The sequence below is a fragment of the Peptoniphilus olsenii genome (genome assembly GCF_040545475.1).
GTDB lineage: Bacteria > Bacillota > Clostridia > Tissierellales > Peptoniphilaceae > Peptoniphilus_A > Peptoniphilus_A olsenii.
Map to the genome: position 1 here is coordinate 161895 of NZ_JBEPMA010000004.1, position 21585 is coordinate 183479.

Genomic DNA, 21585 nt, shown 5'->3' on the forward strand with positions numbered 1-21585 from the left:
CCCGAGACTTTCTTGGGCTTTTAATATGGAGAATTTTATGGAATTAAATAATATACAAAAACAAGCTGTTAATTCTCTAGATACCAATATTAATCTAATAGCTGGAGCAGGTACAGGGAAAACAAGAGTATTGACTACTCGTTTTGTAAATATTGTCAAAAAAACTAATAATATAGATAGAGTGCTAGCGATAACTTTTACAAAGAAAGCTGCTGAAGAAATGAGTTCTAGAATTTCTGATGAACTTATAAATAGCGATATTCATTTTGATGAAAATCAGCTAAACATTAAAACTATTCACTCATTTTGTCAAGAACTTGTAAGTGAATATTCATCAATTTTAAATTTAAATCCAAAATTTGAAATTATTGAAGAAGAGAATGCAGATAAATTATTAGAAGAAGCAACTACAAGCATTTTATTAAATTGTAAAGATAGAAGTTTTTTTAAATATTTAACTGATTTCAAGTCATCGGTATTTCAAGAGATTAAGGTTTTTAAAGATATTTATTATAAATTTAAAAATATGAACTTAGAATATGAAGATATTTATTATAAAACAGTAAAACCTCGAGAATTAGTTTATTCTCAGAAAGATTTGGTTAAAGAACTTATTTCTTTGTCTAATATAATAACCGCAGGAAAATTTAAAAAGTTTAAAAATACTGAAGAATTCAATAATATCATTAGTGGAAAAGATATCACGAGCGAAGATTTAGATTTAATAGAAGAAAATCTAGGCAACTCAAAAAAATTCTCTGAGAAAATTGACTTAATTAAACTTCAAATTAATGACCTTCGTTCTGATTATGAGAATAAAAATTACGAATATTATAAAATAATAATCACTATTTTTAAAAAAATTGATAATAAATACCATGAACTAAAAAATAATTTAAATTTTCTTGATTATGATGATTTAATGATTTATACATCAAAGCTGCTCAAGCTAGAAGTTATCGCTGAGCATTTAAAAAGCAAGTATAAATATATTTTAGTAGATGAATACCAAGACACAAATCCATTACAAAATAAAATCGTATCATATTTTGAAAAATCTAATTTATTTATCGTAGGTGATCCTAAACAGTCTATTTATGGATTTAGAGGATCTGATATTTCATCATATTTTGATTTTGCAAATAAGATTGAAGAATCGGGCCAAACCTTAAATATGAATATTAATTATAGAACTGATTTAATAATAATTAATACAATCAATGAAATTTTTAAAAGCCTAATGAACTATTACGAACCTATTGAGTCAAATTTAGATACAAATGGAAAAATAAGTGTGTATCCAAGTGAAGATTTAGAAAGTCTAATTATTCTTGTAAAAGATTTATTGAAAGAATACAAAATTCAAAATATTGCTATATTGACGAGAAGTAATAATCAAGTAATCGAAATAACGAAACTACTTCAAAAAGAAGATATTAGTTTTAATACTGGAAGCAAGAGCCTAAAGCAAATTGAGATTTTAAATCTTATTTCTAGAATTATAGATGTGGTGTATAATCCCGAAGATAATATAAAATTATTATCACTACTAAATGAACCTATTTTAAAATTATACTTTTCAGATTTATTAGAAGTTTTATTATCTAATGATATTTCTTTTGATAAAATGAAAAGAATTAATGATAATATAAGATTAGAAAAATTTATTAGATTTATAGATAATTTAATTTTAGATAAAGATAAATTGCATTTAGATGAAATCGTAGCCGCTATTGCGAACTGGATTCACAATATAAGGACTTTAACCAAAATAGAATATGAATATATATTTGAACTTCAAAAAACTACTGAGGAATTTGTCAATAAATACGGCGATGATTTTAGATTATATAAAAATTATCTTGATTTGAAAGAGTTTGATGATCTTGAAAAAGGTATTAATGTCCTAACTATTCATAAATCTAAAGGATTAGAATATGAGGTTGTGATAATCGCAAATATGGACAAAAACCCAATAATGACAATAAGAGATAAAATAATAGTTGATGAAGATTTAGGACTTGGAATAAAATCTGATTATTCAGTTTCAAATTACAATTCTATTATTAGTAAAATTCAAGAAACTCAAAAAGAAGAAGAAAAAAGGATTTTATATGTTGCTATGACAAGAGCAAAAAAAGAATTAGTATTATTTGGAAATTTTAAAAAAGCTTCTAGTGGGTCCTACTTTTCTATGATAAAAAGCTCTGGAGTAGAATTAGATGAATATAAATATAAAGATATAGATAAAAATATAAAAAATGATAATAAATTTGAATTGATTAATTTTCAAAACAGAAAGGACTATAGAATCCGAGAATACTATACTGTTTCAGATTATTTAAATTATAGAAGAAGTCCTATTGACTTTTATAATAAATATTTTTTGGGAATAGACGATTATACAATTGGAAATAATAGTTATAGAGTTATAGATCCAAAGCTTTTAGGCACTATTGTTCACTATTTTGCACAATATTATAGTAAAAATACTACATCAGAGAAAGATATAGATAATTTTATAGAAAGAACGTTTATATCTCTTGAAGAAGAATTAACTTTTGATAAAATTAAACTTGTTAAAGAACTTTGCCATAACTATCTGTTGATGGAAGAAGATGAGGTCATTTACAAAGAGTTGTTATTCTATTATAATTTAAATGGATACTTGGTAAAAGGATATATTGACTCTGTAGTAAAAATTGATGGCAATTATTATATTGTTGATTTAAAAACGAATCAAGCAGATGAAAACTATTTGATAGAAACATATAGGCCACAAGTTTTAATTTATTCTAAAATATTTGAATCTTTATATAATATAAAAGTAAAAGGTGCATATATTTACGACCTTAGGGGTAGAAATAAGTTGCGTATAGATATTGATGAGTCTGAAATAGTATCATTCATGAAAGAGTTTTCAGACTTCATAGAATTTACTAGGTCACACATCATTTATGATGATTATTTATAAAATATTTAGGAGGATTTAAGAAAGGTCATGGATTTTAGAAATGAATATAATTCAAAGCTAATAACTGCAAAAGAAGCTGCAGCAATGGTAAAGGATAATATGTGGATTGATTATGCATGGGGAGCAAGTACACCTGTAGCATTTGATCACGCTTTAGCAGAAAGACTTGATGAATTAAACGAAATTAAAGTTAGAGGCGGGGTACTAATGTGGGTACCTGAAATATTTAAAAAAGATCCCGATGGTGAAAAAGTTGTTTGGAACTCTTGGCATGCTGGTGGACCAGATAGATCTAGAATTAATACAACTCAAGGCGGATTTTATGCTCCTTTAAGATATTCAGAATTACCAAAATGGTATAGAGAAAATTGTGAAGTAAATATTGCTGTTATCACAACTACTCCAATGAATAAACATGGTATGTTTAACTTTGGACTTAATGCTTCACATCTTTATGCTGTAGTTGAAAAGGCTGATATAGTCATCTTAGAAATTAACGAAAAGATGCCAACTTGCTTAGGTGGTTTTGAACATGAGGTTTCTATTGAGAAGGTTGATTATATAATTGAGGGAGATAATCCTGATATTGCAACACTTCCAAAAGGAGGCTTTAACGAAGTAGATGAAGCTGTAGCAAAACAAATCGTTGAAGAAATTCCAAATGGTGCAACATTACAACTTGGAATTGGTGGAATGCCAAATGCGGTCGGTTTAATGATTGGTGAGTCTGACATTAAAGATTTAGGTGTACACACTGAAATGTATGTAGATGCTTTTGTTGCACTAGCTAAAAAAGGAAAGATTACTGGAGCAAAGAAAAATATTGACAGATTTAGACAAGCCTATGGTTTCGCTGCTGGTTCAGCTGAAATGTATGAGTATATGGATAATAACTCTGCTGTAATGGCTGCACCAGTAAATTACACAAACGATGCAAGAGTTATAGCTCAATTGGATAACTTTATTTCTATTAACTCTGCAGTTAATGTCGATTTATTTGGCCAAGTAAGTTCTGAATCTTCTGGATATAGACATATTTCTGGAGCTGGCGGTCAACTTGACTTTGTATTAGGTGCTTATCTATCTAAAGGTGGTAAATCATTTATCTGCCTACCTTCAACTTATACTAATAAGAAGACAGGTAAGAGCGTATCAAATATTGTTCCTAATTTCGATACTGGTTCTGCTATTACAGCTGCAAGACCTAATACAAATTGGATTGTAACTGAACATGGTAAATTCAATTGCAAAGGAAAATCAACTTGGGAAAGAGCGGAAGGCTTGATTAATATCTCTGCACCAGAATTTAGAGATGATTTAATAAAAGAAGCTGAAAAAATGAATGTTTGGAGAAATTCAAACAAGAGATAATATATAAATATAATAGCTGTGGACTTATTTTTTCCAATAGTCTACAGCTATTTTTATATCTTTTTCAGTTTTAATATCAATATTTTCCAGTTTAAGTCTTTTATCTATTTCAGAAATAATGGATAATTTATCACCGCACCAATTGGGTTTGTAAAGAGTGGACTTATTAGGGTCACCAGTTATACGATGAATTACTGTATTTGGTGGCATTTGTTTGATTGCGTAAATTACAGTGGATATATATTCTTCTTTACTAATTAAATTAAAACTTTTATTTAGATACATATGATATATTGATGTATTTTTACAAATATATAAATTATGGAATTTAACACCGAAAGGATATATATTTTTTATATAATTAATAGTATTTAAGTAATCATCTTTATTTTCATAAGGTAGCCCAAAAATTGCATGGATTAAAAATAAAATTTCTTTTTCCTTTAACTCTTTAATTTTCTCATCAAATATTTTGTGAGTATAACCTCTATTGATTACTTTAAGAGTATTTTCGTTAGTTGTTTGCATACCAAGTTCGAGCCACATTAGTTTCTCATTGGAGATTTCTTGTAAATATTTTAAAGTTTCCGTATCCAAACAGTCACATCTTGTGGCTATTGAAATTCCAGCAATATCTTTGCGGTTTACAACTTGATTATATATTTTTTTTATATTATATAAATCTCCATAAGTATTTGTGAAGTTTTGAAAATATGCAATATAATTTTTTGCTTTCCATTTATTCTGAAGTAATTTCTTTTGGTTATTAATTTGAATATCTAAATCATCTTCTCTTTTACCTGCAAATTCACCGCTGCCCTTATCAGTACAAAACAGACATCCTTTATTAGAAAGAGTGCCATCTCTATTTGGACATGTAAATCCTGCATCTAATGACAATTTTACCGTTTTGCCGTCAAAATATGATTTAAAAAAGTCATTAAAAGATAAAAATCTTCTCATATTATCACCAATTATTATTATACTAAATTACCACTAAAGATGAAGATTTTAATAAAATATTATATAATGTATAAAGCGAGTTGATGAAAAATGGACACAAAATTTAAAAATTATTTAATATTGTCAAAAGATTTTTTAATTGAGAGAGATACTTTGCGTGCAAAAAATTCTCTACAAAAGGCTTATAATTATGCATCTAATTCTGATGAAAAAATTTCGGTTTTGTTTGAACTTGCTGATCTTGCGATAGAAGAGGAAGAGTTTTTAAAAGCAAAAAATTATTATGAAATAATTTTAAATATAGAAAAACAAGCTGGAGCTTATTATGGTTTAGCCATGACAGGTGAATTTCTTGGTAAAGATTTAAATTATTCAATAAAAAATTATAAAAAAGCAATAAATCTTGATAAAAATTATGATAGGGCACATTATTATTTAGCTCATCTATATGACAAGATAGGAAATGTAGAAGAGGCCATTTATCATTTAAAAAAGGTAATAGAAATTAAACCTGATGATTTTATTAGTTTAAATGATTTAGGTTCTATATATGAGGTATTAGATGAAGATGAATTGGCAAAAAACTATGTAGAAAAATCGCTTGAAGTTAATCCAAGTTATGGTAGAGCCTTGTTTAATAGAGGAGTTTTATACAAGAAAGAGAATAAAAATGACTTGGCACTAAAAGTTTATTATAAAGCTATTGATAATTTTATTAGTCCTTATTTATTTTTGAATATGTCAGCAATTTATATAGAAGAGAAAAATTATAAAGAAGCTTTAAAAATATTAAATGAAGGTCTAAGAAGACATGATAATAGTGTGAATCTTCATTATAATAAAGCTTGTGTCCTAAGTATAATCAATAAAACAGATGAAGCAATAGAAGAATTAAAAAGTGCCATAAATATAAATAGTGATGCTAAAAAATGGGCGAGCACTGACCCAGATTTAATTGATATAGTAGGTGAAATATAAAATGATAATTATAAAGACAGAAGATGAAATAAGAAAAATGCAAGAATCAGGTAAAATATTGGCTGCAGTTCACCATGAACTCAGAAACTTTATTAAACCAGGTGTAAAAACAATTGAAATAGATAAATTTGTAGAGAAATTTTTATTAAAGCACAATGCCACTCCAGAACAGAAAGGATACGAAGGATTTCCATATTCTATTTGTGCCTCTGTCAATGATGAAATATGTCACGGATTTCCTGGGGAATATGTTTTAAAGGACGGAGATATAATTACAGTAGATATGGTTGTAAATTATAATGATTGGTTAGCTGATTCTGCATGGTCTTATGAAGTTGGAGATGTAAGTGATGATGCTAAGAATTTACTTAAAATAACAAGAGAGTCCATGTATAAAGGAATTGAAAAAGCAGTACTCGGAAATAGATTAGGTGATATTTCACATGCAGTGCAAGAGCACGCTGAAAGTAATGGATATTCTGTTGTAAGAGAATTTGTAGGTCATGGTATTGGACGTGAAATGCATGAAGATCCGCAAGTTCTACATTATGGCAAGGCTGGTCGAGGTGTGAGATTACAAGAAGGAATGGTCTTTACTGTAGAGCCGATGATTAATATGGGTAAAAAAGAATTAAAAATAGATTCTAATGGATGGACAGCTAGGACTTTAGATGGGTCACTATCTGCTCAGTATGAACACCAAATAGCAATAACTTCTAATGGACCAATAATAATTACAGATCAGGGTGATTGTTGATAATAGTGAGGTAATATGAGGGAAACTAATTTATTAAAAGGAAATATTTTTCAAATACTTCTAAAAATGGCGATGCCCCTCATGGGAATTGCTTTTGTCCAAATGGCCTATCAGCTAGTAGATTTAATGTGGCTTGGCCGCTTGTCTACTGATGCTGTAGCTTCTGTGGGTGCAGGAGGTTTTTATATATGGATGGTCCAGGCGATTACACTTATTTCAAAAACTGGCATATCCGTTGGTCTTGCACAAGCCTATGGTAGAAAAAATAATAAAGAAGCTGAAGATGTTTGGGTAAGTGGGTTTTATTTAAATTTATTTATCTGCTTAATTTTATCAATTATATATATAGTTTTTAAAGATAATTTAATTGGAATTTATGGATTTAATAAAGAAGTACACGATATGGCTGTTACATACTTATTTATAATTTCCATAGGTCTAATTTTTTCTTTTTTAAATCCAGTTTTATCTTCTTCTTTTTATTCAAAGGGTAATTCAATAACTCCATTTAAAATAGCTATTATAGCTTTGGTGTTTAATATAATATTAGATCCTATATTGATATTTGGAATTTCAATTTTTCCTAGACTAGAAGTAGCTGGAGCAGCATTTGCTACAGTAATTGCACAAGCAATAGCTACATTTTTATATTTATTTGTTGGTTATAGAAATAGACAAATTTTTGTAAGAGTAAATTATTTTAAATTACCATCTAAATCTTATTTTATCAATCATTTAAAACTGGGAGTGCCTGCATCTTTACAATCAGTTATTCATGCAACAGTTGGAATAATTTTAAATAAATATATCGCTTCATTCGGTGCAATGTATGCTGCTGTATATTCAATTGGCTCTCAAATTGAATCAATATCATGGATGACTTCTGAAGGTTTTGCAGTGGCCTTTTCTGCATTTTTTGGACAAAATTATGGTGCGAAGAATTTCGACAGATTGCAAGATGGAAGAAAAGAATGTTTGAAAATTATTAATTTAATAGGGATTACTGCTACTTTAATTTTATTTATTTTTTCAAAAGAACTTTTTTCTATATTTATACCTAATGATCCAAAGGCTGTAATAGCTGGAATAGATTATTTAAAAATTCTGTCTTTATCTCAGTATTTTATGGCTTTAGAAATAGGAACCACAGGTATGTTAAATGGACTTGGACTCACAAAATATCCTGCAATTAATGCGGTAATTTTAAATATTTTAAGAATTCCAATCGCTTTTATATTAATGCCATATATTGGTATTTTGGGCGTTTGGGCGGCTATGACAATTAGTTCGGTTTTAAAGGGTATAGTATTAAATATAATTTATTTAAGTTTGCGAAAAAAGACAGAAGGATTTAAAATAGGTATGGATAGTTTTTAAGGAAAGGAGATTTTATGTTAAACCAATTTGATAAACCTAAAAAAGGTGAAAAAATAGCAGTATTAAATACTAATAAAGGGACAATAAAAATAAGATTATTTCCAGAAGCTGCACCAAAAGCAGTCGAAAACTTTATATCATTAATAGAGGATAAATATTATGATGGGATTATATTTCATAGGGTAATTAATAATTTTATGATACAAGGTGGAGATCCTACTGGTTCTGGAATGGGTGGAGAAAGCATTTGGAAGAAGCCTTTTGAAGATGAATTTGATTTAAATTATAGAAATTTTAGAGGTGCACTTTCTATGGCTAATTCTGGTCCGAATACAAATGGATCACAATTTTTTATAGTCCAAGGAGATAAAATTTCTGATGATATACTTTCACAAATGAGAGAAGTTGGTTCTAATGGTGGGTATAGTGATGATGTTATTTCTGGATACAGAGAAAAAGGTGGAGCTTTTTGGTTAGACGGAAAACATACAGTTTTTGGACAAGTTTTTGAAGGAATGGACGTTGTTGACGACATAGCTGGCACTAAAGTTGGATTTATGGATAAACCAGTTAATGAAATTATAATTGAGTTTGCAACAATTGAAGAGTTTTAATTAACTGGAGGAGTATATGCATCAATATAAAGGTAGAATGATAATTCATACTGGGTCTATGTTTTCTGGAAAGACAAGTTCTTTAGAAAAAGATTTAAAAAGATTTTCTATTGCAAATTACAAAGTAATGGCGTTTAAGCCAATTGTCGACAAAAGATATTCTCACAAAGAGATTGTTACACATGATAAAATATCTTTAAAAGCACAATTAGTTGAGTCATCTTCTGATATTTTAAAGGAAGTAGAAAAAAATTCACCTCAAGTAGTGGGAATAGATGAGGTTCAATTTTTAAAAGATAAACCTGAAGAAGTACTAAAAAATATTGAAAAGATTTTGTCAATGGGAATTACTGTTGTAATTGCAGGGCTTGATATGGATTATACAGCTCATCCTTTTGAAATAGTAAAAGAACTAATGCCTAAAGCCGACTACTTAAATAAGCATCACGCAGTTTGTAAAAAATGTGGAGCTGATGCTTGGGTTTCTCATAGAAAAATTCAAAGTGATAAGAGAGTTGAGCTGGGAGCAGTAGAAGAATATGAACCACTTTGTAGAACTTGTTACAAAGAAGCAATTAGAGTTGACAAGTTAAATAAGAATCAAGAAAAATTCATCTAAATAATATTAATCTATAAAGTGTTAAACTTTTAAAAAATGTCAAATTAATATTAAAATATATTTAAAATTAGATTGATATTAAAAAATTTGATTTAATAATTTATGCAATTTGATACAAAAAAATTAAAATAAGAATTGGAACTTTACTGGTGTAGGACTATTATAGGTTCCAATTTTTTTAAATTTATTTATGATTTTTATACTTTATAATTAAAAAATCATAAAAGAGAATATTGACACAATATAATCAATTACTTATAATATAATCAAAAGACTAGAGGTGATTATTTGACTCCTAGAGAGAAGCAAATTATTGAATTGCTTAAAATAAATCCAACAATCTCACAACAAGAGATAGCTCAAGAACTTAATATAACTCGCTCGGGTGTGTCTTCTCATATAAACAATTTATTTAATCAAGGATTTATACTTGGTAGGGGATATATATTGCGTGAAGAAGAATATATTGCAATTGTTGGAGGTTGCAATATGGATATAATTGGTTATAGTTTTGATAGTTTAAAAGATAGGGATTCTAACCCAGGTATTATTAAATATTCTAGTGGTGGAGTTGCAAGAAATATATGTGAAAATATCGCAAGGCTTGAAGTTAATACAACATTTTTATCAGTGTTAGGAGAAGATGATGCTGGTAAAAAAATTTATGATGAATTAAACTCGTTAAATGTTGATACTTCAAAAATGTTGATGTCCAAAGGTGTTACTCCACATTATTTAGCAGTATTAGATGATAACAAAGATATGACTGTTGCAATTAGCGATATGGAATTATTAAAAAAATTAGATAAAGAATATATCTTAAAGAACAAAATTATATTGGAAAATGCTAAGTTCGTAGTACTTGATACAAATTTAGATATAGAAACTCTTGATTTCATTTACAAGAACGTAAATGCAAAATATTTAATTGACGGTGTTTCAACAAAGAAAGTTTTAAAATTAAAAAATATATTAGATAAAATACATTTTTTGAAAGTAAATATATACGAAGCCATAGCTCTAGCTGAATGTGACAATAATGACAATTTTGATATTGAAGAAATTGGTAAAATTTTAATAAATAAAGGTCTAAATTCCATTGTAATTACTCTCGGAGAAAAAGGTGCGTATTATTTTGACAAAGATAATATTATATTTAAAAAAGCAAAACCTTTAAAAGTTGTAAATGCTAGTGGTGCTGGAGATGCATTTATGGCAGGATATATTTATGGAATTTTTAATGATTATGATATAAACAAAAGATTAGACATTGCACAAGCTATGTCTAGAATAGCACTCAAAAGCGATAGTTCCAGTTCAGATGAAATTAATTTAAAAAATTTGGAGGATGAATTAAAATGAACTTTGACAATTTAAAAAATTATTTAGAATTTAGTGACGAAGTAAAATTAGCTATGGAACAAAATAAACCAATAGTTGCACTTGAATCAACAATAATTTCTCATGGCATGCCATATCCACAAAATGTAGAAACAGCAAAAGCTTGTGAAGAAATTATAAGAGAAAATGGGGCTGTACCTGCTACTACTGCAATTATTGGTGGCAAAATAAAAATTGGCCTTACAGATAAAGAAATCGAATTTATGGCTACATCAAAAGATATAATAAAAACATCAAGAAGAGATTTTGCATATATTGTTTCACAAGGATTAAATGGAGCAACTACAGTTGCATCTACTATAATTGCAGCACGACTTGCTAATATTAAAATATTTGTAACAGGTGGGCTCGGCGGAGTTCACAGAAATGCAGAAGTAACTTTTGATATTTCTCGTGATTTAGAAGAACTTGCAGCCAATGATATTATGATTGTATGTGCAGGATGTAAATCAATACTTGATATCGGTTTGACACTTGAATATCTTGAAACTAAGGGAGTACCTGTTTTTGGTTATCAAACAGAATATATGCCGGCATTTTTCACTAGAAAAAGTGAATTTAAAGTAGATTATAAAATTAATAATCCTAAAGAGGCTGCAAAAGCGGCATTGACACAGTGGAGTCTAGGTTTAAAAGGCGGTATACTTTTAACAAATCCAATTCCAGAAAAAGATTCAATGGATGAAGATAAAATTAATTCGGCGATAGAAACTGCACTTAAAGAAGCAGAAGATAAAAATATTTATGGAAAAGAAACTACTCCTTTTCTTTTAACAAAAGTTTTGGAAGCGACTGAAGGTAAATCTTTAGAAGCAAATATTGCTCTCGTTAAAAACAATGCAAGACTTGGTGCGGAGGTTAGTAAATATCTGTATGAATAAAAAAACTTCAGAGTCAAAGACAATTTATACCTATGGAATAATGCCAAAAGATATAAATTCTGGTGGAACTTTATATGGTCCAGTTTTATTTGATATTGCAGATCACAATTCTGGAACAACAATTTTGAGGCATCTAAGAAGTAGAATTGCAACAGTATCATGCGACTCACTACAATTTATAAAACCAACATACAAAGGAGATTTCTTGACTGCAGTTACTATAGTTTCTGGTGTGGGCAACACTTCTGTAGAAACTTTTACTAAGTTTTATCGTGAAGTTTCTATGACGGGAGAAAAAGAAATTGTAGCAACTTGTTTTCTGACATTTAAAGCAAAAGAAGTACAACCGGGTTCAATCCCTGGAATAATTCCTGAAAATGATGAGGAAAAAATTATAATAGATGGTTTTGAAAATAGAAGAAAAATAAATAAACTTAGAAGAACAGAAAATGAAAGAATACAAAAATATTTAAATTGTAATTACTAAAATTATCCGGGTTAAATCCCGGATTTTCTTTTATAACAATGAATATATTCTCATAAACTATGTTATAATTATAAATATGATAGTAGGAATTTGTACTTGTGAAATTTTAATTTATGACTCTAATTCTTTGAAAGAAAAAAGAGGAATAATTAAAAGCATAATAGATAAATCGAAAAATAAATTTAATATTTCTATTTCAGAAGTAGCAGAAAATGATAAGTGGCAAAAAGCTGTTATTGGATTTTCTGTAGTATCTAATGATACTAAAATAGTAGATAGTACTATGGAAAAAGTCATAAGATTTATGTCATCTTACAGCGAAATTGAAATTATAAATATAGAAAAAGAAATACTTTAGGATATGGTGATTAGTTGAGTAATTTGCTCACAAAAGAAGAAGCAGATCTTTGTTTAGATATTTTAGAGAAAAATTATCCTGATGCGAAATGTGAATTAGTTCATGTTACTCCTTTTGAGCTTTTAGTTGCTACAATTCTATCGGCACAATGCACTGATATAAGAGTTAATAAAGTCACTTCAGAAATTTTTAAAACTTATAATAAACCAGAAGATTTTGCTAATATGGATATTAAAAAATTGGAAAATCTTATTAGAGAATGTGGACTTTTTAGAAATAAAGCTAAAAATATAAAAGCATCAAGTAAGGTTATTCTTGAAGACTATGCTGGTAAAGTACCCAATACAATTAATGAGTTGATGAAATTGCCAGGAGTAGGTAAAAAGACAGCAAATGTAGTTGCATCAAATTGTTTTGGAGTTCCAGCTATAGCTGTGGATACACATGTTTTTAGAGTAAGCAATAGAATCGGGTTTGTTGATGAGAAAAATGTATCGGATACAGAAAAAGCTTTACAAAAGATTATTGACAAAGATAGATGGACAAAGGCCCATCACATTTTTATTTTTCATGGTAGAAGGACTTGTACAGCAAGAAACCCTAAGTGTGAAGTATGTAGTGTAAATGAAATTTGCAAATATTATGGGGAGAAATAGTAATGGAAAGTATAAAATCTAAAATAGAGGATATAGATAGAAGATTTTTAGTTGCCTCAGGAATTGTTCTCGCAATGATATTAGTTTCTCTTATTTTTTACTCTATAGAAAAGAACAATTCAAATATACACAAAGGTGTTAAAATTGAAGGAATTTCAGTTTCTCATATGTCAAAAAATGAAGCGATAAAAAAAGTAAAAGAAGAAACTGATCAAAAAATAGCAGCCCATATAATTAATTTCACTTTTAATGATGAAAGTTATCCAGTTAGTTTAGAACAATTTGGATATACTTTAGATTTAGAACAAGCTGCTGATAAAGCTTATGAAATCGGAAGAAGTAAAAGTTCTATAAAAAACTTTTTCCAGATAGTATTTGGACCAATATTTAGCAATAATATAATCGCTGATGGAGATTTAAATAGAGATTCGCTTGATAAAGTTATTCTAGATTTAAATAAAAAAATCTATATAAAACCAGAAGATGCTTATATAAAAGAAAATAGCGACGGCAGTGTAGACATTATTGAAGAAAAAATTGGAAGATATATGGATAATGATGAATTTGGTAAAATTTTGGGAGAAGATTTTATAAACAAAGATAAAATAGAACTTCCGGTTTATAGTACAGAGCCTAATGTTAAGTCAAACTATTACGCTGGAATTGATAAAGTTTATGCGGATTTTGAGACTAATTATTCATCTTCATCTAAAGGCAGAAAAGAAAATATTAGACTTGCATCTTCTAAATTTAATAATTTAAAAGTAGAACCAGGACAAGAGATATCGTTTAATAATGTAGTAGGAGATGTAACTGCAGATAAAGGATTTAAGGAAGCGACTGTCATAATTGGAGGCAATGCAGAGTCTGGTATAGGCGGGGGTATTTGCCAAGTATCGACTACACTTTATAATTCACTTGTGATGAGCGATTTAGAAATAGTAGAAAGACATAATCATTCAAGGCCCATTAATTATGTAAAACTTGGCACTGATGCTGCTGTAGTGAGCGATTATAAAGATTTGAAATTTAAAAACAATACTAATAATCCTATTTTAATACAGGCTATAGCGAATGGAGATAATTTGAGTTTTAAAATTTTTGGCAATTCTAAAGATAGAGATTATACAGTTAAAATGGTGCCAAAGCTTCTTGGAGTAGTTAATCCTAATACAATCACACGATATTCTGATAATATGTATGAAGGAGATCAAGTAGTTAAAGAGGCTGGATCTAAGGGATATTCTTACGAGACATTTAAAGAAGTAATAAAAGATGGAAAAATTATAAGTACTGAGAAAATAACGAACTCATATTATATTCCAAAAGACAGAGTAGTAGTCATAGGCACTAGAGAAAATGACAAAGAAGAAACTACTGATGAAGATTAGAGTGCTATTGATGCACTCTTTTTTAATTATAACAAAAGTGTGATAAAATACAGATATGAAATTATTTAATTTTTTTAAAAAAGAAAAGTCTATTTATAAAAAATTATTGGATACTGATTTTAATCAAGCGCAATACAATAACTTAGGATTATCTGATGGCAGTTATGAACTTGAGATATCCAAGAATAATAATTTAATAAAACATATATCCACCAAAGAGATAAATAAAGCAGTTGACGATTACTATGCTAAAGATAAATACGCATTAGAAGAATTTGAAAATTTTTTTAGAAATAATAAAGCAATAGAAGCAGAAAGAAATTTTTTGACACATTTGCTCCAAAAAATAGAATTTTCAGAAGATAAATTAATTGGATTATCAATACTATTAATGCGAGATTCAAAAGTAGAAGAGTGTGTAAAATTTGGAATGTTAATTACAAATTATTATCCGTTAATTGAAGTAAGAACAGCAAGAGAAATTTTTATGAATTTAGCAAAGCATCCTGCATTTATATACTATGCAGTAGATTTTATAAAAAATATAGATTATGCAATTTTGGACGAGATGTATGAGCAGTTGCCAGAAATAGGAAAGAAAATAATAGAGGAGAAAGCATGGATTTAGGGAAAATACAAGATTTAAAAGTAGAATCAATAGAAAAAGGAAATATATATGTAACAGATGGGACGAAAAAAGTAATACTAAATAAAGGTGAAGGCAAAAAACTAAAAGTAGGCGATGAAGTTGAAGCCTTTGTTTATAATGGACACGAAGATTATGAAGCAACACTTAAAAAACCATATGCCGAAGTTGGAGATTTAAAAAAATTAAAAGTAGTAGATAAAGCTAAAGTTGGATATTTTGTCGATAATGGCACAGATAAAGATGTATTTTTACCATTTTCAGAATCCATGGGAAGACTTCAAGTTGGGGAAGAATATTTGATGTATTTGTATCACGACAAAAGTGATAGGCTTGCATTTACGATGAAAATTAAAGAAAAACTTGAGACGAATGAAAATTTTAAGGTTAATGATTATGTCAAAGGAACTATTTATGGAATTGGCAAACCAGGAGCCTTTGTAGCCATCGAAAATAAATATGATGGAATGATACCTAGGGAAGAATTAAAAGGAATTTATCGCATTGGTGATGAAGTAGAAGCAAGAGTTCAAAGAATCTTACAAAATGGCTTTATAACACTGACACTTCGACAAAAAGCCTACAAACAAATGGATGCTGATGCAGATGAAATACTAGAATTACTTGAAGAAAATAATGGAGTATTAGAACTTGGAGACAAATCAGATCCAGAACTTATAAAAGATATTACTGGACTATCTAAAAAGGCATATAAAAGAGCAATAGGATCACTTTATAAGAAAAAACTAATTGATATCTACGATAAGAAAATAGAGTTGAGATAATGATTAAAAACAAAAACCAAGTAATAGGAACAATAGAAGATTTTGATTATAAAGGTAGGGGCATCACCAAAATAGACGGGGTCCCTGTATTTTTAGACGGAGGAATAATCGGAGACGAAGTTGATTTTTTTATAACCAAAGAGAAAAAGAATTACTATAACGGAAAAATTAATAAAATAATAAAAAAATCAAATAAAAGAGAAAATAGCCCATGTACATACTCAGATAAATGTGGAGGTTGTGATTTTCTAGAATTAAAAGATGATGTTGAACTAGCTTGGAAGCATGATTTAGTAAAAAATAACATAAATAAATTAGGTAAAATTTCACTTCAACCTAAAGAAATATTATCATCACCAGAAAATTATAAATATAGAAATAATATGCAGTTTCAAGTTAAAAATGGAATAATTGGACTTTATGAAAAAAACTCTAGAAATATCACAAAAATAGACTATTGCTTGATGCAAAAAGACTCAGCCAATAAAGTATTAAATATAGTTTCTAAATTCAAATATCTAAAGGATTTAAAAACTATTGGAATTAGAACAAATTACAAAGATGAAATAATGCTAATTCTCGTAACAAATAAGAAGAATTTAAACGTAAAATCAATTATTGGAGACTTACTTGAAGCAAATGTAAAATCTTTTTATGTAAATTGTCATAATAAAAGTAAAACAAGATACTCAGATGAATTCAAACTAATATTTGGAGAAGAATACTTAGAAGAAAAATTAATGGATTTAAAATTTAGAATTTCTCCTAAATCATTTTTCCAAGTAAATATACCTGCAACAGAGAGTCTTTACAAAAAAGCAATAGAATATGCAGATATCAAACCGGAAGATAAAATTTATGACCTATACTGTGGCGTTGGATCTATATCACTATGCTTAGCTAAAAAAGGAGCTGAAGTAATAGGAATAGAAATATTATCACAAGCAGTAGAAGATGCCCGCAAAAATGCAGAAAATAATAAATTAAATTGCAGATTTATAGAAGGAGCAGCAGAAGAAATAATCTTAAAACTAAAAGAAGACGAACATATAGAACCAAACAAAATAATAGTAGATCCACCACGTAAAGGATTAGACGAAAACCTAGTTAAATTTTTGATAGATAATCCAGTAGAAAGATTGATATATATTTCATGTAATCCATCAACACAAGCACGAGATTTAAATCTCCTTAAAGAAAAGTATAAAGTGGAAGAAATAACACCAGTTAACTTATTTCCAAACACTGTGCACGTGGAGACTGTAGTATTGATGTCAAGAAAATAGTAAAATGCTAGTAAATGTAGGTAAATAGAATTTTAGATACAACGAAAAAATTTGCTATATAAAAAATTAAATTAGGAGCAACTAATGCAAACTTGTAATTATTGTCAGGAAAAAGGGGAGTGTCTCTCTAAAATGAAACTTTTTAATGAGCTTGGTGTAGATGAATTAAAAAATATTTATTTATCAGCAGTTCATAAGGATTTAAAAAAGGGTCAAAGTTTATTTTTTAATGGAGATATAGTAGATAAAATTATTATAATCAGGTATGGGAAAATTAAATCCTTAACCTATGATGATGAGGGGAGAGAAAGTATTAGTAAAATTTATGTGGAAGGTGACATTATAGGAGAAAATTCAATTTTCTTAGATAATTCCTATACATCTAATGGAGTTGCAATAGAAAATACAGGGATTTGTCAAATTGATAAGACGATTCTTAGGGAAATTTTAATCAAAGACCATGATTTTTCTTTAAACTTGATAAGATCACTAAGCAAAAAACTGTATGAAACCGAAAAACTTTTAGAAATTTTGTCTATAAAAGATTCATATACTAGACTAGGAGCATTTTTGGTATATAGAGCGGGGTTGACAAATGATGGCTATATAAGTCTCAATCAAGAGAATATTGCTTCGTCCATAAATATGACTAGGGAAACTGTTTCTAGAAAATTGTCTCAAATGGAAAAAGAGGGATATATAGAAAACACTGCTTATAAAAAGATAAAAATTAAAAATCTAGTTGCCTTAATTAAGTTAACAAATATGTAAAAGTGTGATATATAATACAGAAAATTATAAAATCTTCCTTTATAATATAATTAGCTAGTAAAAAGGAGGGCTAAATGATAGATATTCATACTAAGATAGAAGACGTAGTTAAGGCGGATAGCAATATGATTGGTTTTTTTAATAAGGAGAAAATCGATTTTTGTTGCAATGGCTATATGACCATTGCAGATGTTGCAAAAGAAAAAAATATAGATCCTATTATCCTTGTTAGAAAAATTCAAGATAGACTAGATAATAGTAATCCCAAAGAAAAAGAAATTATAGACTTAGATGATTTTAAAGAACTTAGATTAGGGGAGATGATAGATTCTATATTAATTGATCACCATGAAAAAGAAAGAAATTTACTATTTGAAATTGATCCTTTATTAAATAAAATCTTATCTGTTCATTTTGAACACCATGGAGAAGACCTGAGTAAGCTCCATTCACTTTTTGCTACTCTTAAGAAAGAATTGGAAGAACACTTTATTAAAGAGGAAAAAATTACTTTCCCGTTGATGCTTGAAAATGAGTATCCGACTAAGGATTTAATTAGAGAAGTTGAAGCTTTAGAAGATGACCATGAAAAGGCGGGGGATTTGATCAAAGAAATGATTGAGTTGACAGATTGGTTTAGAGCACCAAAAGATGCCTGCAGAACATATATCCATACTTTTGATTTGTTAGAAGAATTAGTAAAAGACGTTTTTGTGCATATTTTTAAAGAAAACTCTATAATATTTGAAAAATATAGAAATATGGAGGGAAAATAATGAAAAAACAAATAAAAAACAACGTATATTGGGTTGGAAAAATTGATTGGGAACTTCAGGAATTTCATGGGTCAGAATATTCTGTCCACCATGGGTCTAGTCAAAATGCTTACTTGATTCAAGAAGAAAAGACGGTACTAATTGACACTGTATGGACTCCTCATAAAGAAGAATTTGTAAAGAACTTAAAAACAGAAATTCAATTAAATGAAATTGACTATATAGTTATAAATCACGGAGAACCTGATCACTCAGGTTCATTAGTGCAAATAATGGAGGAAATTCCCAATACACCAATTTATTGTACTGCCAATGGCAAAAAATCTCTTATTGGCCAATACCACCATCCAGAATGGGACTATAGGGTTGTAAAAACTGGAGATTCTGTAGACATAGGAAATGGCAAACAATTAGTGTTTGTAGAAATGAAAATGCTCCATTGGCCTGACTCAATGGCAACTTATATGACAGGAGATAACATTTTATTTTCTAACGATGCCTTTGGCCAACACTATGCATTAAGTGAATTATTCAACGACAAAGCAGACCCAACTATTCTTTGGAATGAGGCTATGAAATACTATGCTAATATTTTGACACCTTTTTCATCCTTTGCAAAAAAGAAAATTGAAGAAATTGTAGCCATGAACTTGCCAATAGATATTATAGCAACAAGTCACGGTAGTATTTGGAGAGAAAATGCTCTTGAGATAGTTAATAAATATGCTGAATGGGCAGATGCCTATAAAGAAGATCAAGTAACTATAATTTATGACTCTATGTGGGGAGCAACTAAGAAAATCGCTCATAAAATTGCAGATGACATAAGAGAGATTTCTCCATCAACTAGAACGAAAGTTTTGTCTGTAGCTGAAATGGACAGAAACGATATTATGACAGAAGTATTTAAGTCAAGAGCAATAGCTGTTGGTTCGCCAACAGTTGGTAGGTCTGCGATTACTACTATATCTGGGTGGCTACATTTTCTTCAAGAACTTAAATTCAAAGATAAGGTGGCAGGTGTCTTTGGATCATACGGCTGGTCTGGTGAAGGAAATAAGATATTGAGAGATAAGCTTGAAAAAGCAGGATTCCAAATTATTGATGAGGAAATAAAAGCTTCATGGATGCCGGATGATGAATTTTTGAAGGAAACTGAAAAATTCTCTAAATCTTTACTTGAAGCATCGGTTATTGAAAAAAAAGAATATCAAAACAAGTAATATTTTAAGATTTAGTTAAGACTTTATTAATTTTTATTAGGATATTTTTAGCTTATCTTATTGAAAATGATGTATTTTGGCTAGACCGTTATTTATTTGCAGTAGCGACTTACAAATTCTAATATTATTTACTTTTTATAAAGATGGGAACAAAAGAAACTGTTGGGGGTATGAATAAACATACCAACCTCAACAGTTTTTTAAATAGATAGTTTATCATAACAAGTGTAACATAAAATAAACTCATAGCTAATCAGCTGTGTTAATTTGTAAGTGACCAAACAAAACATATTAAAAGGATCGGTTTAACCATCTTACCAAAGAAGAGAGAGCTTGTATCTATCAATTTTTAAATTTAGGAATGAGTATAAGGAAAATTGCACAAGTAATTAAAAGGCCATCTAGTACAATATCTCGAGAAATTTAAAGAAATTCATCTAAAATAAAAAATAGTAGTGGAGATTATACTAAGTATTTCCCAATAAAGGCAAACGACAAATATATTGATAGAAGGAAAGACTGCTATAGGAAAAGTAAATTATCTAAAGATGTTATTGATTATTTAACTATAAAGATTAACGAACATTGGTCCCCTGAGCAAATATCAAATAAAAGTACAAAAGTTATCCATCAAATACCGTCTACATCAACTATATTAGGAATGTTTGTAGGCCATCTAATATAAGTAATGCGACTAAAACAAGAAAATAATAATCTAAACAGCTCTTTTTTGGGCTGTTTTTTCTTTGCTTCAGAATGATATAATGTCTTATAAGATGCTTATTGATTAACCTATTCCCACATACGAGGCTTTTTAAAAAAATTAAATTTTATCCATACTGACCACTCAAGCCATGTGGAGACTATAGCGTTGATACAAAAGATATAAATTTAGAAATCTTGCATTTTAAGCAGTTTTATAAGCATTTTGTCTTCGATAAAGATGAAGAAGGATACGTCAAAAAGACTCAAAAAAACTACATGGACGTAAGAGTAGTTTTGCAACTGGTATGAGGAGACACAAAGAAAAATATAATAAGATAAAACCCATTTTATACTTTCTACAAGAGTAGCTTAAATAAGGCTGCTCTTTTTTTATTTCAAAGAAAGGAGGTAAGGATGAATTTTGATTATTTTTATAATAGGCAATCTGAAATGTATAACTTCATTAGGTTGCCTATGGTATTAATGGAAGATGAGATTTTTGAGAGCATTTCTATTGAAGCTAAAGTTTTGTATTCATATATGCTTAATCGAATGGGTCTTTCATA

General features: G+C 28.7%; 21 protein-coding genes and 1 pseudogene. 21 read left to right on the forward strand and 1 reads right to left on the reverse strand.

Going from position 1 to position 21585, the window contains the following annotated elements:
* The first annotated feature begins 37 nt into the window (after window positions 1-37).
* Window positions 38-2974 carry a UvrD-helicase domain-containing protein gene (locus ABID14_RS05145; RefSeq protein WP_354367826.1) on the forward strand — a complete coding sequence of 979 codons (2937 nt, stop codon included), beginning with the start codon at window positions 38-40 and terminating at the stop codon, window positions 2972-2974.
* A gap of 27 nt (window positions 2975-3001) precedes the next feature.
* On the forward strand, window positions 3002-4345 hold the full coding sequence (locus ABID14_RS05150; protein ID WP_354367828.1) for a butyryl-CoA:acetate CoA-transferase: 1344 nt from the start codon (window positions 3002-3004) through the stop codon (window positions 4343-4345).
* A 24-nt stretch (window positions 4346-4369) separates the two neighbouring features.
* Here ABID14_RS05150 and mnmL read toward each other — a convergent pair whose 3' ends face one another.
* Window positions 4370-5308 (reverse strand): tRNA modification radical SAM protein MnmL/YtqA, encoded by a 939-nt coding sequence (mnmL, locus tag ABID14_RS05155; protein ID WP_354367830.1) that lies wholly within the window; start codon window positions 5306-5308, stop codon window positions 4370-4372.
* 90 nt (window positions 5309-5398) lie between these two features.
* Between mnmL and ABID14_RS05160 the strand changes: the two genes are divergently transcribed.
* The 19 genes and pseudogenes from ABID14_RS05160 to ABID14_RS05250 all read left to right on the forward strand — a co-directional run.
* Window positions 5399-6286 (forward strand): tetratricopeptide repeat protein, encoded by an 888-nt coding sequence (locus tag ABID14_RS05160; RefSeq protein ID WP_354367832.1) that lies wholly within the window; start codon window positions 5399-5401, stop codon window positions 6284-6286.
* Window position 6287: 1 nt separating this feature from the next.
* Window positions 6288-7043: a type I methionyl aminopeptidase gene (gene map / locus ABID14_RS05165; protein ID WP_354367834.1), complete on the forward strand. Its 756-nt coding sequence runs from the start codon at window positions 6288-6290 to the stop codon at window positions 7041-7043.
* 15 nt (window positions 7044-7058) lie between these two features.
* Window positions 7059-8420, forward strand: coding sequence for an MATE family efflux transporter (locus ABID14_RS05170; RefSeq protein WP_354367836.1), 1362 nt, complete (start codon window positions 7059-7061; stop codon window positions 8418-8420).
* A 14-nt stretch (window positions 8421-8434) separates the two neighbouring features.
* The gene (locus ABID14_RS05175; protein ID WP_354367838.1) at window positions 8435-9034 is read left to right on the forward strand and encodes a peptidylprolyl isomerase; all 600 of its coding nucleotides are present in this window, start codon (window positions 8435-8437) and stop codon (window positions 9032-9034) included.
* A gap of 16 nt (window positions 9035-9050) precedes the next feature.
* On the forward strand, window positions 9051-9653 hold the full coding sequence (locus ABID14_RS05180) for a thymidine kinase (RefSeq protein WP_354367840.1): 603 nt from the start codon (window positions 9051-9053) through the stop codon (window positions 9651-9653).
* A gap of 288 nt (window positions 9654-9941) precedes the next feature.
* Window positions 9942-11015, forward strand: coding sequence for a PfkB family carbohydrate kinase (locus ABID14_RS05185; protein WP_354367842.1), 1074 nt, complete (start codon window positions 9942-9944; stop codon window positions 11013-11015).
* Window positions 11012-11935 carry a pseudouridine-5'-phosphate glycosidase gene (locus ABID14_RS05190; RefSeq protein ID WP_354367844.1) on the forward strand — a complete coding sequence of 308 codons (924 nt, stop codon included), beginning with the start codon at window positions 11012-11014 and terminating at the stop codon, window positions 11933-11935. The genes ABID14_RS05185 and ABID14_RS05190 overlap by 4 nt, the downstream gene beginning before the upstream one ends.
* Window positions 11928-12422: an acyl-CoA thioesterase gene (locus ABID14_RS05195; protein WP_354367846.1), complete on the forward strand. Its 495-nt coding sequence runs from the start codon at window positions 11928-11930 to the stop codon at window positions 12420-12422. The genes ABID14_RS05190 and ABID14_RS05195 overlap by 8 nt, the downstream gene beginning before the upstream one ends.
* A 76-nt stretch (window positions 12423-12498) precedes the next feature.
* Entirely contained in the window at window positions 12499-12780 is a 282-nt protein-coding gene (locus tag ABID14_RS05200) for a DUF503 domain-containing protein (protein WP_354367848.1), read from the forward strand.
* Window positions 12781-12794: 14 nt separating this feature from the next.
* Complete coding sequence (nth, locus tag ABID14_RS05205) at window positions 12795-13436, forward strand: endonuclease III (RefSeq protein ID WP_354367850.1); 642 nt, start codon at window positions 12795-12797, stop codon at window positions 13434-13436.
* Between the two features lie 2 nt (window positions 13437-13438).
* Window positions 13439-14827, forward strand: a complete 1389-nt coding sequence (locus tag ABID14_RS05210; protein WP_354367852.1) for a VanW family protein — start codon at window positions 13439-13441, stop codon at window positions 14825-14827.
* A gap of 55 nt (window positions 14828-14882) precedes the next feature.
* Window positions 14883-15455 (forward strand): hypothetical protein, encoded by a 573-nt coding sequence (locus ABID14_RS05215; RefSeq protein ID WP_354367854.1) that lies wholly within the window; start codon window positions 14883-14885, stop codon window positions 15453-15455.
* On the forward strand, window positions 15446-16258 hold the full coding sequence (locus tag ABID14_RS05220) for a CvfB family protein (protein WP_354367856.1): 813 nt from the start codon (window positions 15446-15448) through the stop codon (window positions 16256-16258). The genes ABID14_RS05215 and ABID14_RS05220 overlap by 10 nt, the downstream gene beginning before the upstream one ends.
* Complete coding sequence (gene rlmD, locus ABID14_RS05225) at window positions 16258-17544, forward strand: 23S rRNA (uracil(1939)-C(5))-methyltransferase RlmD (protein WP_354367858.1); 1287 nt, start codon at window positions 16258-16260, stop codon at window positions 17542-17544. Before ABID14_RS05220 ends, rlmD begins: the two co-directional genes overlap by 1 nt.
* A 132-nt stretch (window positions 17545-17676) precedes the next feature.
* Window positions 17677-18315, forward strand: coding sequence for a Crp/Fnr family transcriptional regulator (locus tag ABID14_RS05230; protein ID WP_354367860.1), 639 nt, complete (start codon window positions 17677-17679; stop codon window positions 18313-18315).
* Between the two features lie 74 nt (window positions 18316-18389).
* Window positions 18390-19091, forward strand: coding sequence for a DUF542 domain-containing protein (locus ABID14_RS05235; protein ID WP_354367862.1), 702 nt, complete (start codon window positions 18390-18392; stop codon window positions 19089-19091).
* Entirely contained in the window at window positions 19091-20314 is a 1224-nt protein-coding gene (locus ABID14_RS05240; RefSeq protein WP_354367864.1) for an oxygen-binding di-iron domain-containing protein, read from the forward strand. Before ABID14_RS05235 ends, ABID14_RS05240 begins: the two co-directional genes overlap by 1 nt.
* Window positions 20315-20633: 319 nt before the next feature.
* A pseudogene (locus ABID14_RS05245) lies at window positions 20634-20741 on the forward strand (helix-turn-helix domain-containing protein); the annotation flags it as partial.
* A gap of 692 nt (window positions 20742-21433) precedes the next feature.
* A partial coding sequence (locus tag ABID14_RS05250; RefSeq protein ID WP_354367870.1) for a replication initiator protein A occupies window positions 21434-21585 on the forward strand: 152 nt, incomplete at its 3' end.

What these genes read in the sequence shown, in the direction of transcription:
- ABID14_RS05145 (WP_354367826.1), top strand. Translation starts at nt 38, where the DNA reads ATGGAATTAAATAATATACAAAAACAAGCTGTTAATTCTCTAGATACC.
- ABID14_RS05150 (WP_354367828.1), top strand. Translation starts at nt 3,002, where the DNA reads ATGGATTTTAGAAATGAATATAATTCAAAGCTAATAACTGCAAAAGAA.
- mnmL (WP_354367830.1), bottom strand. Translation starts at nt 5,308, where the DNA reads ATGAGAAGATTTTTATCTTTTAATGACTTTTTTAAATCATATTTTGAC.
- ABID14_RS05160 (WP_354367832.1), top strand. Translation starts at nt 5,399, where the DNA reads ATGGACACAAAATTTAAAAATTATTTAATATTGTCAAAAGATTTTTTA.
- map (WP_354367834.1), top strand. Translation starts at nt 6,288, where the DNA reads ATGATAATTATAAAGACAGAAGATGAAATAAGAAAAATGCAAGAATCA.
- ABID14_RS05170 (WP_354367836.1), top strand. Translation starts at nt 7,059, where the DNA reads ATGAGGGAAACTAATTTATTAAAAGGAAATATTTTTCAAATACTTCTA.
- ABID14_RS05175 (WP_354367838.1), top strand. Translation starts at nt 8,435, where the DNA reads ATGTTAAACCAATTTGATAAACCTAAAAAAGGTGAAAAAATAGCAGTA.
- ABID14_RS05180 (WP_354367840.1), top strand. Translation starts at nt 9,051, where the DNA reads ATGCATCAATATAAAGGTAGAATGATAATTCATACTGGGTCTATGTTT.
- ABID14_RS05190 (WP_354367844.1), top strand. Translation starts at nt 11,012, where the DNA reads ATGAACTTTGACAATTTAAAAAATTATTTAGAATTTAGTGACGAAGTA.
- ABID14_RS05195 (WP_354367846.1), top strand. Translation starts at nt 11,928, where the DNA reads ATGAATAAAAAAACTTCAGAGTCAAAGACAATTTATACCTATGGAATA.
- ABID14_RS05200 (WP_354367848.1), top strand. Translation starts at nt 12,499, where the DNA reads ATGATAGTAGGAATTTGTACTTGTGAAATTTTAATTTATGACTCTAAT.
- ABID14_RS05210 (WP_354367852.1), top strand. Translation starts at nt 13,439, where the DNA reads ATGGAAAGTATAAAATCTAAAATAGAGGATATAGATAGAAGATTTTTA.
- ABID14_RS05215 (WP_354367854.1), top strand. Translation starts at nt 14,883, where the DNA reads ATGAAATTATTTAATTTTTTTAAAAAAGAAAAGTCTATTTATAAAAAA.
- ABID14_RS05220 (WP_354367856.1), top strand. Translation starts at nt 15,446, where the DNA reads ATGGATTTAGGGAAAATACAAGATTTAAAAGTAGAATCAATAGAAAAA.
- rlmD (WP_354367858.1), top strand. Translation starts at nt 16,258, where the DNA reads ATGATTAAAAACAAAAACCAAGTAATAGGAACAATAGAAGATTTTGAT.
- ABID14_RS05230 (WP_354367860.1), top strand. Translation starts at nt 17,677, where the DNA reads ATGAAACTTTTTAATGAGCTTGGTGTAGATGAATTAAAAAATATTTAT.
- ABID14_RS05235 (WP_354367862.1), top strand. Translation starts at nt 18,390, where the DNA reads ATGATAGATATTCATACTAAGATAGAAGACGTAGTTAAGGCGGATAGC.
- ABID14_RS05240 (WP_354367864.1), top strand. Translation starts at nt 19,091, where the DNA reads ATGAAAAAACAAATAAAAAACAACGTATATTGGGTTGGAAAAATTGAT.